The organism is Halobacillus locisalis (genome assembly GCF_013694105.1).
GTDB lineage: Bacteria > Bacillota > Bacilli > Bacillales > Halobacillaceae > Halobacillus > Halobacillus locisalis.
Genome location: NZ_JACEFG010000003.1, coordinates 122,940 through 137,728 on the forward strand (window position 1 = coordinate 122,940; position 14,789 = coordinate 137,728).

Below are 14,789 nucleotides of genomic sequence, written 5' to 3' on the forward strand. Positions count from 1 at the left end.
CTTCATCAAAGAACAACTATGAAGAAAGGCCTGTCTTCGTGGTTTGATTTGAAGGATTTATCCAACTTATTTATTATTTTGAAGAAAACATCCTTTATTAACAGAAAATTGTGGTAGAATTCGAGTAACATCATGAAAGCGCATACAACCACTAAACAGGAGGGTGTATCATGAGTGCGTATTTGAGGGGACGGAAGAAGTTGTTTAGCAGTGTCGTCATAGGTTTTGCTTTAATCATGTTCAGTATTTTCGGGCCAGCTATAGCGGCCGAAGAATCTGAGGCCGTAACGGTTACCGATGAAGAAGGGCAAGTGTTGGCGGTGGACAGTCTGAATGATCGCAGTAATACTAATAAGCTTGTATTATTTGATCCGACTTTCAGTTACTTTACAGAAACAAGCGGGTCATCGTATGAAGTCGTCTTAGAAAAGGTCGAAAGAACGAAGTACATGGTGATCGATTCCGGGTCAGGCGATCAGGCCATTCCAGAAAACGGTGTGGTGCTGTCGACGAACGGCGAAACATCAGATATTCTTCCTTTTCTAAAAGGGTTGGATAAAGGAGAACAGGTCACCATTGAAGAACCGATTGAAAAACGCTATCCAGACCAATTGGATGATATCAACCCAACAGACGAATCCAATCCAGATGGTGCCCCTTTCCCTGGGAACCGCGGGTCCAACCAACTTTTGCTATACACCAGTGATTTCGGAACAAGCACAGGAACGAATCCGTATGGTTATGAAATTACAGTAGTTGAAGGTGTAGTAACCAAAGTCGGAGGAGGAGATAGTGATATTCCAGCTCAAGGGTTTGTGGTCAGTGGCCATGGAACGGGAGCAACGTACTTAAAGAACGCCGAGATTGGAATGAAGGTAGAATATGATCAAAGTGGATCCGTGGAATTGATCCAAGATGCCTCCACTTTTATTTTTAAAAGTGAACAAGCCTTAGCGGAAGCGAAAGCTAGTCTTGAAGAGGCGCGAAATCATTATGTAGACGCCGCATATGATCAATCGGAAGCAGCGATTGCAAGAGCGGAAGAACTGCTAGAACAAGCGGAACAAGTGAAAGAAGAAGATCCACTGCAGGCGCTCGATTTGACAGAACAAGCAACACAATCAGCCTACGACGGATACTATTATTCTCTGTCCTCTGAAGTAGGGGAACAGCGTGCGGTTTGGTATCGTCCAGAAGAAAAGGATTTGGACGATGTGAGAACGACACTTGATCGCATGGAGAAAGCAGGATTCAACTCGCTTTATCTTGAAACGACGTTCTGGGGATATACCATATTCCCAAGTGAAACGATGGAAGCGTATGGTCTCCCGAAACAGCACCCTAATTTTGCTGACAAGACGTACGGGGATTACGGTTCAGATATTTTGAAGGCTTTTGTGGAGGAAGGGAAGAAGCGAGGCATTACCGTGCAGTCATGGACAGACGGATTCATGGTCGGGCACATCAGCCTCGGAGTATCTCCTCAATTTGAGGTCTATCCAGAATGGACAGCGGTGCAGCGCAATGACGAAACAGGAACAATCGGGACGGATTCGAAGAGCAACTATTATTGGCTCGATATTGCCAACCCAGACGTGCAGGAATTCATGTTGGAGGTTTATGAAGAGCAGCAGAAAAACTATGATATCACGGGATTGAATATCGACTATATGCGCTATCCGCATCATTCTTTTGAAGAGAGTTATAGCTTCAGTGATTCGAACAGAAATCGCTTTGAAGAAGTGTATGGAGTTGATCCGATGGAATTAGATGAATCGGATGATCTATGGGAAGAGTGGGAAGCGTGGTTACGTGAACAGGAGAATGAATTCGTTGACAAACTACATGACCAAAGTAACGCGATAGATCCCTCCTTCATGCTTACCGCTACACCTGAACCTGGTGCAGAGGCTACGTTGATCAGTGACTGGGTGGACGATATCGATGGCGTTATCCCTCAAGCCTATGGTCATGATTTCAAGAGCATTCAAGCGACAGTTCAAGCAAGCAAGGAACTGACACCAGATTCGATGATGTATTATACGGGAATCTATTCCTTCTATCATCATTTGAGCGAAAAGGCAGCGGTTGAAGATGTTCGAGCAGCGGCATATGGTACTTCAGGTGTAAATATGTTCGCCTTTGGTCAAGCCAGTGCCCCTTCCGTTGATGCTTTAGGAAAAGGACCTTGGAGAGAAGCGGCGGTCAACCCTGGTGAAACACCGAAAGAGGCCGTATTGGCAACAGTGCAACAACTCATTGACCAAACGAAAACGATCTACATCCCTAAAGGAGCGATTCATCATACAGAAGGGCAAAAGTTGATCAATACGCTTAAGAAGTGGGAAGTCATGATGAAGCGTCCGGATCATTCATTGAAGTATTCTAAAGTTGAAAAAGAATTGGACAAAACATACGCTGTAATGGAAGGGTTAGACAGCCTGGAACCGATTGTTCGAGAACGGATTATGGGCAAGTTGGACCAAAGCGGAAAATGGCTTTACTACCATTACAACAAGTAGATGATAAGAACAGGTGCCGGATCGACCCCGGCACCTGTTTTTTAGTGCTTGATTATCTTTTTTCTAGAGATTTTCTTCATATTGTAACTTTACGAGCATTGGTTCGTAGAAAATGTTGAGAGGATTTTTCAGATGAGGTAAATGGACACAAGGAGGAAACTATGAAGAGAACAATAAAAGTAATATACTTTGCTGCACTGCTGATCATACTGAGTGCCTGCCAGAATCAAATTGACCTTGAAGTAGAACGAGAACAAGATGGACTGCGATTTTACGAAGATATATCAATAGATGAAGCGTTGGATCAACTGGATTACGATGTGCCCTTGCCGACTACTCTGCCTTTTGAACAAGGCGATTCAAGGGCGCAAATCTATGAACATATCGATAATCCTGACCGGCAAGGGGTGAAGGTCCGGTATGTGAAAGAAGGCGTAGAGTTGGATTATAGTTCAAAACGGCCGATGGATGATATCTTTCAATACTTGGACTACACAGTAGCGGGTTATGAAACTGGATTGAAAAGCATTAAAGAGCACGAAGACGTTGAAAAAGTAATGTTCGGTGATCAAGAGGTGTACTTCAGTTATTCACCAAGCATCCCGGCAGCTTCACTCCACTGGGCGCGTGACGGGAAAGGTTACAGCCTATCTTACTTTAATGCTTATGCAAGAGAAGAAGATCCGACTAAGGAACAGTTTGAAGAGATTATGAGAGAGGTCTATCAATCCATAGAGTACTAAGGGGGATCATAGGTGAGTGTATGGATGAATATCATCGAGTGTTTGATCTCGAGTAAAAAGACGGAAGTGTATGTGACATTTAACCGGGAGGAATATGTCAAGGTCGCTTCTAAGCTGCAAGGTGCCGTAAAATTCCGGGTAGCGACGACGTCAAATATGTCGTCTTCTCCAATAGGAACATCAGATGAGTACGCGACGGAATATAAGTTTTATGTCAAAAAGGAAGATCAACACAAAGCGACGCAAGCTATCCATTCGAAATAAAAAAGGGGAGGTCCGTTGGCATGAGCCAAGCGACCTCCCCTTTTTCTGTTACGAGATTAATACTGGTTTCGGCTTCCTTGATCAAGCACTTCGATGTTACCGCGCATATCAAGCTCAGTCTCTTGACTGTTCTTCGTCAAATGAATGAGGGAGCTTGGATCGTTGACCATATGCGTATCCCAAATCACACCGCTGAACGCGTTGAATTCACCTGTGACGTGAAGAGCGCTCTTCGTTGCAGCGGACAGTTGGATTTGAAGGTTGGTGAACGAGTTTCCGCTCACTTCGTTCGGAATCGTGATGCTTGATTCCGACCAGATGCCGCGTACGGTATCGTCGATCGTAATGTGATCGAAGCTGTTGGCATTCACCCAGCTGTACCCGCCCTCTGCAGGGTCAGCTTGAAGGTGGATTCCTGTGTGGAGTCCAGCCATCTTAATATTTTCAAAGTGAAGGTAAGAAATTTCGTGACCGGCCCCGTGAGAGTACAACTCGATTCCTGTACCTTGATTGTTGCCTGTCCAGTTTACGATGTTGATATTTTCGAACGTGGAGCGGTGCCATGAATTATAATATTTGTTCGCTCCGTCGAAAGAGAAGACATTGGATTGGAACTTCGTATCGTCAATGGCGATATAAGCGCCGTCGACACTTGCGTTACGCTCGACATTCAGCACATCCTGGTTTCCGTAAATGACGAGACGGGCGTTGTGTGCGAATTGAAGTTTGACGTTCTCTTTCAACGTCAGGGTTGAAGAAATATAGTAGTCGCCAGCGGGAACGAAAACCGTTTTGATTTCGTTATTGGATGCCGCGTTGATGGCGTTTTGAATTTGTTCGGCATGACTGTCACCTGAAAAATCAGCAACAGACAGACTTTCCGTTTGTTGAGGTGATGCGGCTTGTGTTGTTTCGGATGGTTGATCGAATGCAACGACGGATAGCAAAGCGATAGCTGCGACAGATACGGCGGACAGAAGAATACGTTTCATTTGGACCTCCATAAATAAGATGTTGAGAAAAAGTGTGCCATTCTGCAGAATTCGACTTTATTCATCACAAGTTGAATTGTAGCATTAAACAAAATCTCGGGGTACGGTCCTTTATAAGTAATTTTGTCCATTATAGTAAACACCTATGTGGTTTCTTTATCACCCATAATAAACATTTATTGTCATGAAGTGGTAAAAAAACCAGGGACAGGTACTTTGTCTGAAAAGGGGAAAAAGCAAAGTACCTGTTTCGTAGAATTAGATGAACATGGATACGAAAATAGCTGTGATGAAGCTTGCTAGTGTTCCGCCTACAATCGCTTTGAGGCCGAGTTTTGAGATTTGGGCTTTCTTCCCTGGAGCTAACGTACCTAAGCCGACAATCAATTGTCCGATGGTCGACAAGTTGGCAAAGTTACAGAGGGCGACCGACATGATGGCGACCGTCTTCGGCGACAGTTCCCCCATGATTTCCGTAAGACCTGCATAGGCGATGAATTCATTAGCGGCAAGCTTCGAACCAATTAGGGATGCCGCTTGGAATGCGTCTCCGAACGGAACTCCAATCAGCAGGGCGAAAGGATAGAACAAGTAGCCGAAGATTGTCGCCAAATCTAAATTGGCGAGGCCGAGTATACCATCCATCAGCGCTAGAATACTGATGAAGGCAATCAACAGTCCTCCGATGTTCAGGGCGAGCTTCACCCCGTTTACAGCACCATCTGATATGGCTTCGAATACGTTGACATGCTCGGACTGGGCCATTTCGACCTTGTCGTTCAGCTCAGATGTTTCGGTTTCTGGCTCTAGTAACTTTGCTATGACCAGGGAGACGAGCGGTACGCTGAAGATGGAGATGAGTAGATAGTTCAAATCGATGCCCATTTCCACGTAACCGACTAGAATAGCTCCACTCGCAGAAGCGGTTCCTCCTACCATGATTGCGAATAATTCCGAACGGGTCATCCGCTCCAAGTAAGGTTTGACGAGTAGCGGCGCTTCGGCAACACCTAGGAAGGTGTTCCCTACAGCACTGAACGATTCCACTTTGGATGTCTTTAAGAGCTTGCCGACAACCGTACCTAACAGTTTGACGATCAAAGGCAGCAAGCGAATGTAGTATAAGGCAGAAATCAGAGCGGATATGAAGATAATGACAGCTAGAACGTTAATGGCGAAAAGAAAGTTGATGTCTGTGTTTTGAAAAAGAGGTCCGAATACAAAGTCGATTCCAGCGGAACTATAATCGATGATTCCTTGTACGAATAGAGCGGCTTGTTTTAGAAGGTATTTCCCCCACGCTAAATTGAGCATCGAATAAACGAACAATCCCTCTAGTGTGAGCCCGACGATGATCGTCTGCCACTTGATGCTTTTCCTATTGCTGCTCAGCAGCCAAGCGAGTGCGATAAGAAGTAGTAATGAGATGATTCCAGTTAGAAAATTCATGATGATTCCTCCTTAAGTAATGGTGGATTCCTTAGTGGAGGTAGTATGACGTCAGACCTCTATGAGTCTAAAAAAAATACCTCTTTCCCGAAAAAGGAAAGAGGTATAGCGGTTCCCCTATAAAGAAGGGTACACGTCATATACGTACTTTCCTTATAGTCCAGCCATTTACGGTAGCCGGGTAGAGACTTGTGGACCATATTTCCACATTTATATAAGGAATCCGAATAGTTTTGAATGATTGTGATTCTAGCAGTCTCGAGTTGTACTGACAAGTAGTTTCGTCAATGTTCGAAAATACAAAAAAGTGAAAGCGTATGTCTTTTTTATTAATCAAAACACGAGTGATTGCAGTCACTGAGCAGGTAATCGCGGCATATCGATTGACTTTCAGCTCAAAATTTATTATATTTATCTTGAAACTGAGATAATTTTATTGACTATTTCACATAGATCCAATGGAGGGATGAAAATGAACGAATTGAAAGGGATTCACCACGTTACAGCCATCACGAGCAGTGCCGAAAAGAACTATGAATTTTTCACTTACATCTTAGGGATGAGGTTGGTGAAGAAAACCGTCAACCAAGATGATATTCAAACCTACCATTTATTTTTCGCGGATGATGAAGGGAACGCGGGGACGGATATGACCTTCTTCGATTTTCCTGGCATCCCGAAAGGCTCTCACGGAACAAATGAAATCAGCCGTACGTCGTTCCGTGTACCGAGCGACGAGGCGATTGAATATTGGGAGAAGCGCTTCAATCGTTTGGACGTGAAGCACAAGGGAATCCAAGAGAGATTCGGTAAAAAAGTCCTGCCGTTTGTCGACTTTGATGACCAATCGTATGAGCTGGTATCCGATGAAGGCATTGAGGGCGTTGCGGCGGGAGTCCCATGGCAAAAAGGACCGGTTCCGTTAGAATACGCGATTACAGGTCTCGGGCCGCTTCATGTCCGTGTAGACAATGTGGAATACTTTAAGAAGATGCTGGAAAAAGTCCTCCTGTTCAGAGAACTTGCCCATGAAGGATCCTTTCGTTTGTTCGAGGTCGGGGAAGGTGGAAACGGCGCCCAAGTCATCGTCGAGTTCAACAATATCCTGCCTCCTGCAAGACAAGGATACGGGACGGTTCACCATGCGGCGTTCCGTGTAGAAGATCGGGAAGCGCTGGACGAGTGGATCGAGCGCATGCCACAATTCGGATTCCGTACGTCCGGTTATGTGAATCGTCACTATTTCGAGTCACTTTATGTCAACGTAGCTCCGCAAATATTGTTCGAATTCGCAACAGACGGACCAGGATTCATGGGTGATGAACCGTATGAAACATTAGGAGAAAAGCTTGCTTTGCCACCGATGCTCGAGCCGAAGCGTGAGCAAATCGAGCAGTCTGTACGCGAAATCGATACTGTAAGAAGCACGATCGATTTTAAAAAAGAATAATGGAATAAAGAAGCCCTCTCGATGGACGAGAGGGCTTTATTTGTTCTTTCGTATTATCTATTTACTTGTGGGGATTTCAATTCTGTCCATTTGTTAAGTAGACGATCGAGTTCCTGTGAGAAACGAAGAACTTGATCGTAATCTTGTTCACTCAAATAAGAATCATACATTTTCTTTCGTGTCTCTTCGATTTTCTTTTCTAAGCCATTCACAGAATAATAACTCTCCTCCACATGATGGTGTAGTGTGTACATTACCCGAATAAATGTTATTTAAACATAATGTTGTCGAAAAAATTAAAAAAATCTAATTATTTATGACAAAAATCTTTCTACTCTGGTATAGAATATGGTATTTTTGAACTGTTGGTTTTTTGGAAACATATTGAAAATCATAGTTATGCTTCATGCCATCCCCTATACTCAAAGGTCTGTTCCGCTTCCCTGTTCGACAATTTTTTCGCGGCTTCATCCTTGATATGACAGTGTTTTCCTGTAATATCCAGTGGTTCGCATATTTTGTCCCATTAGCGGTGATATAGTATAGTTAGAATGAGCGTGATAATTCTGAAAATAGTTTGATATAAAAGGGGAGGAGAACATCTGATGTCTCAGCAAACGTTCTTGTTACAACCAAAAATATCTGAGGTCATTACAAATATCAATAAAGTAATGATCGGAAAAGAAGAAGCCGCTTTATTAAGCCTCGTCGCGCTTCTCGCAAAGGGTCATGTTCTATTGGAGGATGTGCCTGGCGTCGGAAAGACGATGCTTGTCAAAACGCTTGCGAAGTCACTCGATTGTGATTTCAAACGGATTCAATTCACTCCGGACTTACTTCCATCCGATGTCACGGGTGTTTCGATTTATAATCCGAAAGAAATGGAGTTCGAATTTCGCCCAGGTCCCATTCTTGGAAATGTAGTGCTTGCGGATGAAATCAACCGTACATCTCCAAAAACGCAGTCCGCTCTATTAGAAGGAATGGAAGAGACGAGCATTACAGTAGATGGGAATACCGTTCCATTAAGTGAACCGTTCTTTGTCATGGCGACTCAGAACCCGATTGAATATGAAGGGACGTATCCTTTGCCAGAAGCGCAACTCGACCGTTTCTTGTTAAAAATGAAGATGGGTTATCCGTCAGCTAAACAGGAGATGGAAATGCTCTCCCGTACTTCAGGGGCCCATCCGATTACGACGATTTCCTCCGTCTTAAGCCGTGATGAACTGGTCGGTTTGCAAAAGGAAGTCGAAGAAGTGTATGTGGATACGACGGTCAACCGTTACATCATTGACCTCATTACAGGAACCCGTGAGCATGACAGCGTCTACTTAGGTGTCAGTCCTCGTGGATCGATTTCCCTCATGAAAGCAGCGAAAGCCTACGCATTCATTCACGACCGTGATTATGTTGTGCCCGATGATGTGCAGTACTTGGCTCCTTTCGTTCTTGCGCACCGTATGATTCTAACGTCAGAAGCTCGTTTTGAAGGGACGACAGCTGAGACGATCATCGAAGGGTTGCTTTCTTCCACATCGATTCCTGTGAAGAGGAACATCGGTGAATGAGACAAACGGTCCAATTCATCCTTAAACTAACCGTCGTCGCGTTTCTATTTGCGGTTTTATTTTCCTATGCGATGTTTCAAGGTGGATTTGTCAGTTGGTTTCTCTTCTATGCCTTCCTACCATTTTTAATCTACATGTTTGGTGTGGCCATCTATCCGATCCACAAATGGAAAGTCGAGCGCAAGCTGTCTAAACGCGTGGCTACAGGCGGCGAGAGTATAGAGGTTGAAGTGACGTTGAGGCGTACTCTGCCTTTTCCCATCTATTATTGTGTTGTAGAAGAATACTTGCCCCATTCATTGAAGAAGAAGGATACCCATTTTGAAAAGTACCGTCACATGGACCGGGAGGAAACAATGGAAGAAGCAAGACAGATCAAGCATGTCACGTTTCCATGGTTCAGTAAGAAAATCCGTTTCCGGTACACGCTCGACAAAGTTCCGCGCGGAGAACATGAGTTGAAAGCATTGCGCGTGAAAACAGGTGACTTCTTCGGATTCGTGAAAAAAGAGCATGTATTTCAGGCGGAAAATAAGGTCCTCGTTTTTCCTTTCACACGACCTGTGCAATTGAAGGAAAGTGTCTATAGCTTCGAACAAGGGGCGAGCCCGTCGTTTAAGTTGAATGAGAAAAATACGAATATCGTGACAGGCGTCCGTGAGTACATCCCAGGCGACCGGTTTGCGTGGGTTGACTGGAAAACGACGGCGAGAATGGACCAGATGATGACAAAAGAATTCGAACAGGAGAAGAGCGTCGATATGATGATCATCTTGAATGCTGTCTATCATCCTTCTATGAACCAGGTCGGCTTCGAAGGGTCGGTGGAATTCAGTTCCTCCCTACTCGAAGAGATGCAGAAGTCGACGTCTCAACTTGCCTTCATGACGCTCGGAGACGGGCGCGGCTATTTCCCTTTCCAAAAGGATGCTACCCAAAAGCAGATGATCCAAGGGCATTTGGCTAAGATTCGTGCCATTGGAAGGACGCCTTTCGCGCAACAGTTGGAACGGGAACGTGCACGGCTATCTTCTGGAATGGTCACGATGATCATCAGCCACCATCTTGATGAAGACATCCGTCAGTCCCTTCTCAAACTGGCTAAGAAAAGTAAACGTCTCGTATTCTTCTACGTTCGTTCCAGTAAGCAAATGACATTTCAGGACCATCAGAATGTGAAGCAGTTGAAGAATCAGGGCGTCCTCGTCAACGTGCTTTCGGAAGAGCAATTATTGAAGAAGGAATTTGAGGTGAATACCTGATGAATGAACAGACAAACGAACAACCGTTCATTTATAAGCTCACCATCTATGTGATTGGCTTTCTCTTATTTTGTGAATGGCTCCTTCCTTTAGAAACCATCACGAACACAGATGACGTATCGATTTTCTTCATCTATGCGGCATTCTGTTTCTTCGTTTCGTTTCTTCAAGTGCAATGGTGGATTTCCATGCCCCTCAAGTTCATCGGGCTAGCCTTTATTTTAGATGGATTATATATTGCCGAACGGATCTTCAGTCGTGACTGGTTTTCTGTCGTTTACGACCAGATCATTTTCAATATCCAAGTGATTCAGACGCAGGAATGGTGGCAGATGACGCCGTTATTCCGGAGCTTATTGTTCCTGATCCTGCTTTGGCTGATGAGCTACTTGTTGTTTTATTGGTTTGTCGTAGCGAAGCGGATGCTGATCTTCGTCGTATTGACGCTAGTTTACGTCACGGTCATCGACACATTTACATTCTATGATGGGAAATGGGCGATCGTCCGTACGTTCATTCTAGCGATGGCGGCTCTTGGCATGTCCAGTTTTGCAAAAGAAATGGACAAAGAATCGATTCCTTCACATTGGTTCAAGCGGGTCCATTTATGGGTGCTCCCTCTGCTCGGTGTGATTGTATTCTCGACCGCTGCGGCGTACGCATCACCTAAACTTTCGCCGCAATGGCCGGACCCCGTCCCTTACTTGAAAAGTGCTACAGGAGGGCCGGGACCAGGTGGAAGTGGAGCGGCGATTCAAAAAGTCGGATATGGTGAAAATGACAGCCGTTTAGGTGGTTCATTCGTCCAGGATAATACGCCGGTATTCCGCGCGATGGCTGATGGTGATCGGTATTGGCGGATTGAATCGAAGGACACCTATACTGGTAAAGGTTGGGTGGACAGCCTCGATCAGCCTACCAACATCTATGATGCTGAAAACCTGGAATACAAAACGTTCACGGATAACGTAGAAGTCGAAGAACAGACGGCAATGATCCAAATGAACAACGGGGCAACGTTCCAGAAACTTGTGTACCCGTACGGACTCGGTTCATTGCTGAGAACACCATCAGAGAGTAACTTCAGACTTCATGAAAATACAGGTGAAATCGACACGTTGCGTGGAGATTCACCCGCCAAACTCAACAATTACGTCGTCAATTACGAGTTTCCGTCCTTCGAATATGGTCAGCTGAGAGAAGCGACCGGGGAGGATCCTGCGGAGATTCAGGAGAATTATTTGCAGCTTCCAGACAGTCTGCCGAGCCGTGTCCAGAACCTGGCGAGCCAAATCGTCGCCGATGAGGATAACCGTTATGACAAAGCGAAAGCAGTGGAGCAATATTTCTCTTCTAACGGTTTCGAATATTCGACGACTGATGTAGACGTTCCAAGTGAGAATGAAGACTATGTCGATCAGTTTTTATTCGAATCACAGCTTGGGTATTGCGATAACTATTCGACTTCGATGGTTGTGCTCTTGCGCTCTCAAGGCATCCCGGCCCGTTGGGTGAAAGGATTTACAGCCGGAGAGCGTATCGATTCCGAAGCGACTGAGTTCTCGGAAGACTTGCAGAATACGTACCAAGTGACGAGTGCCAACGCTCACTCATGGGTCGAAGTGTACTTCCCGGAAATCGGATGGGTTCCATTCGAACCGACGCAAGGATTCTCGAACAACACCGATTTCTATAGTGATATCGATACAGACAGTGAAGATCCAACCGCTGGTCAAACAGGTGATACACCTGACCAGAATATGGGGAACCCACAAGAGATAGAAGAGGCGGAATCCAATACGGATACAGCCGGTGGAACCTCTTCAAACGGAAGCTTCATGTGGCTCTACATCTTGCTCGGTCTCGTTGTCATTACGGGAATCATCCTTTACTTTACGAGATTCAGATGGATGTCTTCTCTTCTGAAGCGTCGTTTCCGTAAAGGAGGGAGTGCGGATCGGTATGAGCAAGCGTACCAATTCTTGTTAAAAGTGTTAGCGCATAAAGGGGTCAAACGAAACCCTGAGCAAACGCTTCGTGACTATGCTCGGTCGGTCGACAGCCATTATCAGACGAATGAGATGCGTCAATTGACCAATCATTATGAGCGTATGCTGTACCGTAATGATCATCAGAACATGCAGTGGAACAAAGTCACTGAATTATGGGAAAATTTAATCAAAAAAGCATTGTCTTGATTCCTGTCGATACGGTTGATAGAATGGATGAAACTTAATCGCATTCTTCCTTCGTATATCCTCGAGAATATGGCTCGAGAGTCTCTACCGGGGCACCGTAAACGCCCTGACTATGAAGGTGGGAATCTCGATACGTGTACACGTATGTGGATTTCTGCCTTCGTAATGACTTGTTCATAGAAGGCAGAAATCCATTTTTTTATGCAGTTTTGCTAAAGGTTCGTCATCGGATGAGGTGTAGGGTTGGTTTGGAAACAACTCGCTTTCCTGCGGGGGAGCCGCCGAGCCTCCTCGGTCGTTGACACTCCCTGTGGGGTCTCGCCTGGGTCCTTCTCCCGCGGGAGTCTCGCTGTTTCCAAACCACCCCTTTCAGCATGGAGAGGAACGAACCCATAATCATAGTTGATAATTGTCTAAGGACAAGATTCTAGCTTATATGATTTCCGCATATCTGTAATTCTTGTGACGTGAACCAGTCCATCGCATGTTTCCGTTCTCCTAACAATAGTAAGAAGGGATGGGAAATTGCGAGACTCCTGCGGGATGTACATGATCGGTGAGATCCCGCAAGGCGGAGCCTGAGGAAGCTCAGCACATGCCCGCGGAAAGCGAGTGATTTCCCAGCCCTTCAAGCGCTAGACTTTGTAACGGAAATCGTATACCATGAGCAGTTATATTTTGATAAGGTGAGTACACTAACGATATATAAAAGGAGTGGAAGGTATGGAAAAGGTAGAAGGTATGATTCTGGTCCTCGACTTCGGGAGCCAGTACAATCAATTGATTACACGACGCATCCGTGAATTCGGTGTGTATAGTGAGCTTCGTTCACATAAAATGACGGCGGAAGAAATTAAGGAATTGAACCCGAGCGGCATCGTTCTTTCTGGTGGACCGAACAGTGTCTACGGTGAGGATAGCTTCCGTTGTGATGAGGATCTGTTCGAGCTCGGAATCCCTGTACTCGGCATTTGTTACGGAATGCAGCTGATGACGCATCATTTCGGTGGTAAAGTCGAGCGTGCTAAGCAGCGTGAATACGGGAAAGCGGACATCTCGGTTCAAGAAGACCCGTCTCTTTTCCGTAAAACACCTCGTGAACAGGTCGTATGGATGAGCCACAGTGATAAAGTCATCGAAGCACCTGCAGGTTTCGGTGTGGACGCCACGAGCCCATCTTGCCCGGTCGCAGCGATCAGTGATGAAGACAAGCGTATGTACGGCGTTCAGTTCCACCCGGAAGTCCGTCACTCTGAATATGGCAATGATATTCTTCGCAGCTTCGTCTTTGACGTTTGCGAGGCGAAGGATGACTGGACGATGGAGCACGTTGTCGAAATGGAAGTTGAGAAGATCCGTGAACAAGTCGGCGACCGTAAAGTCTTATGTGCGCTAAGTGGCGGTGTGGACTCTTCTGTCGTAGCCGCCTTGATCCATAAAGCGATTGGTGATCAGTTGACGTGTATTTTCGTCGATCACGGGCTGCTTCGTAAAAATGAAGCGGATGATGTGATGCGCACGTTGGGTGATGGCTTTAACATGAACATCATCAAAGTTGACGCCAAAGAGCGTTTCATGAGCAAACTGAACGGTGTATCCGACCCAGAAGAAAAACGTAAAATCATCGGCAACGAGTTCATTTATGTGTTTGATGATGAAGCAGACAAATTGAAAGAAATCGACTTCCTGGCACAAGGGACGTTGTACACGGATATCATCGAGAGTGGTACCGAAACGGCTCAGACAATCAAGTCTCACCACAATGTCGGTGGTCTTCCGGAAGACATGGAATTCCAGCTGATCGAGCCTTTGAATACGCTATTCAAAGACGAAGTGCGTGCTTTAGGCCTTGAGCTTGGTGTGCCGGAACATATCGTATGGCGCCAACCGTTCCCTGGTCCTGGACTTGCGATTCGTGTGCTTGGAGAAGTGACGGAAGAGAAGCTTGAGGTCGTCCGTGAATCCGATGCGATTTTGCGTGAGGAAATCAAGAATGCTGGACTCGACCGTGATATCTGGCAGTACTTCACCGTACTTCCGGGCATGCGTTCCGTAGGTGTCATGGGGGATGAGCGTACGTATGATTATACGATCGGAATCCGTGCCGTTACCTCCATTGATGGGATGACGTCTGACTGGGCACGCATTCCTTGGGATGTGCTCGAGAAAATTTCGACACGTGTCGTCAATGAAGTCGACCATATCAACCGCGTCGTGTACGATGTGACGAGTAAGCCACCTGCAACAATCGAGTGGGAATAATAAAGCGAACATTCAGGTGTTTTATTTTGGATAATGTTCGGAAATGGGGGTTGACGATAGCTGTCGAACCTTGTAA

General features: G+C 45.6%; 11 protein-coding genes and 2 riboswitches. Of the genes, 8 read left to right on the plus strand and 3 right to left on the minus strand.

Annotated elements, in window-relative coordinates; all coding sequences use genetic code 11:
* The first annotated feature begins 170 nt into the window (after positions 1-170).
* The 3 genes from H0266_RS13590 (at position 171) to H0266_RS13600 (ending at position 3,529) form a co-directional block, all read left to right on the plus strand.
* Positions 171-2,522 carry a family 10 glycosylhydrolase gene (locus H0266_RS13590; protein ID WP_181472976.1) on the plus strand — a complete coding sequence of 784 codons (2,352 nt, stop codon included), beginning with the start codon at positions 171-173 and terminating at the stop codon, positions 2,520-2,522.
* 161 nt (positions 2,523-2,683) lie between these two features.
* The gene (locus H0266_RS13595) at positions 2,684-3,265 is read left to right on the plus strand and encodes a hypothetical protein (RefSeq protein WP_181472977.1); all 582 of its coding nucleotides are present in this window, start codon (positions 2,684-2,686) and stop codon (positions 3,263-3,265) included.
* 12 nt (positions 3,266-3,277) lie between these two features.
* A complete protein-coding gene (locus tag H0266_RS13600; protein ID WP_181472978.1) occupies positions 3,278-3,529 on the plus strand; it encodes a hypothetical protein in 252 nt (83 codons plus the stop codon).
* A 56-nt stretch (positions 3,530-3,585) separates the two neighbouring features.
* On the opposite strand, the gene H0266_RS13605 is transcribed toward H0266_RS13600, so the two are convergent.
* On the minus strand, positions 3,586-4,521 hold the full coding sequence (locus H0266_RS13605) for a pectate lyase family protein (protein ID WP_181472979.1): 936 nt from the start codon (positions 4,519-4,521) through the stop codon (positions 3,586-3,588).
* 258 nt (positions 4,522-4,779) lie between these two features.
* On the minus strand, positions 4,780-5,970 hold the full coding sequence (locus H0266_RS13610) for a NupC/NupG family nucleoside CNT transporter (RefSeq protein ID WP_181472980.1): 1,191 nt from the start codon (positions 5,968-5,970) through the stop codon (positions 4,780-4,782).
* Between the two features lie 136 nt (positions 5,971-6,106).
* Positions 6,107-6,208, minus strand: a riboswitch (purine riboswitch).
* A gap of 234 nt (positions 6,209-6,442) precedes the next feature.
* Between H0266_RS13610 and H0266_RS13615 the strand changes: the two genes are divergently transcribed.
* The gene (locus H0266_RS13615; RefSeq protein ID WP_181472981.1) at positions 6,443-7,420 is read left to right on the plus strand and encodes a ring-cleaving dioxygenase; all 978 of its coding nucleotides are present in this window, start codon (positions 6,443-6,445) and stop codon (positions 7,418-7,420) included.
* A gap of 53 nt (positions 7,421-7,473) precedes the next feature.
* On the opposite strand, the gene H0266_RS19630 is transcribed toward H0266_RS13615, so the two are convergent.
* Positions 7,474-7,632 (minus strand): Spo0E family sporulation regulatory protein-aspartic acid phosphatase, encoded by a 159-nt coding sequence (locus tag H0266_RS19630; RefSeq protein WP_343063291.1) that lies wholly within the window; start codon positions 7,630-7,632, stop codon positions 7,474-7,476.
* A gap of 393 nt (positions 7,633-8,025) precedes the next feature.
* Here H0266_RS19630 and H0266_RS13625 point away from each other — a divergent pair, with 393 nt between their 5' ends.
* The 4 genes from H0266_RS13625 (at position 8,026) to guaA (ending at position 14,713) form a co-directional block, all read left to right on the plus strand.
* Positions 8,026-8,991: an AAA family ATPase gene (locus tag H0266_RS13625; protein ID WP_181472983.1), complete on the plus strand. Its 966-nt coding sequence runs from the start codon at positions 8,026-8,028 to the stop codon at positions 8,989-8,991.
* A complete protein-coding gene (locus tag H0266_RS13630) occupies positions 8,988-10,253 on the plus strand; it encodes a DUF58 domain-containing protein (protein ID WP_181472984.1) in 1,266 nt (421 codons plus the stop codon). Before H0266_RS13625 ends, H0266_RS13630 begins: the two co-directional genes overlap by 4 nt.
* Positions 10,253-12,451: a transglutaminase TgpA family protein gene (locus tag H0266_RS13635; protein WP_181472985.1), complete on the plus strand. Its 2,199-nt coding sequence runs from the start codon at positions 10,253-10,255 to the stop codon at positions 12,449-12,451. The genes H0266_RS13630 and H0266_RS13635 overlap by 1 nt, the downstream gene beginning before the upstream one ends.
* Positions 12,452-12,482: 31 nt before the next feature.
* Positions 12,483-12,584, plus strand: a riboswitch (purine riboswitch).
* 590 nt (positions 12,585-13,174) lie between these two features.
* Positions 13,175-14,713 (plus strand): glutamine-hydrolyzing GMP synthase, encoded by a 1,539-nt coding sequence (gene guaA, locus H0266_RS13640; RefSeq protein WP_181472986.1) that lies wholly within the window; start codon positions 13,175-13,177, stop codon positions 14,711-14,713.
* The last annotated feature ends 76 nt before the right edge of the window (positions 14,714-14,789 follow it).

Excerpts from the sequence above, each read along its gene's own strand:
- guaA (WP_181472986.1), top strand. The coding sequence starts at position 13,175 with ATGGAAAAGGTAGAAGGTATGATTCTGGTCCTCGACTTCGGGAGCCAG.
- H0266_RS13630 (WP_181472984.1), top strand. The coding sequence starts at position 8,988 with ATGAGACAAACGGTCCAATTCATCCTTAAACTAACCGTCGTCGCGTTT.
- H0266_RS13610 (WP_181472980.1), bottom strand. The coding sequence starts at position 5,970 with ATGAATTTTCTAACTGGAATCATCTCATTACTACTTCTTATCGCACTC.
- H0266_RS13590 (WP_181472976.1), top strand. The coding sequence starts at position 171 with ATGAGTGCGTATTTGAGGGGACGGAAGAAGTTGTTTAGCAGTGTCGTC.
- H0266_RS13595 (WP_181472977.1), top strand. The coding sequence starts at position 2,684 with ATGAAGAGAACAATAAAAGTAATATACTTTGCTGCACTGCTGATCATA.
- H0266_RS13615 (WP_181472981.1), top strand. The coding sequence starts at position 6,443 with ATGAACGAATTGAAAGGGATTCACCACGTTACAGCCATCACGAGCAGT.
- H0266_RS13625 (WP_181472983.1), top strand. The coding sequence starts at position 8,026 with ATGTCTCAGCAAACGTTCTTGTTACAACCAAAAATATCTGAGGTCATT.
- H0266_RS13605 (WP_181472979.1), bottom strand. The coding sequence starts at position 4,521 with ATGAAACGTATTCTTCTGTCCGCCGTATCTGTCGCAGCTATCGCTTTG.
- H0266_RS13635 (WP_181472985.1), top strand. The coding sequence starts at position 10,253 with ATGAATGAACAGACAAACGAACAACCGTTCATTTATAAGCTCACCATC.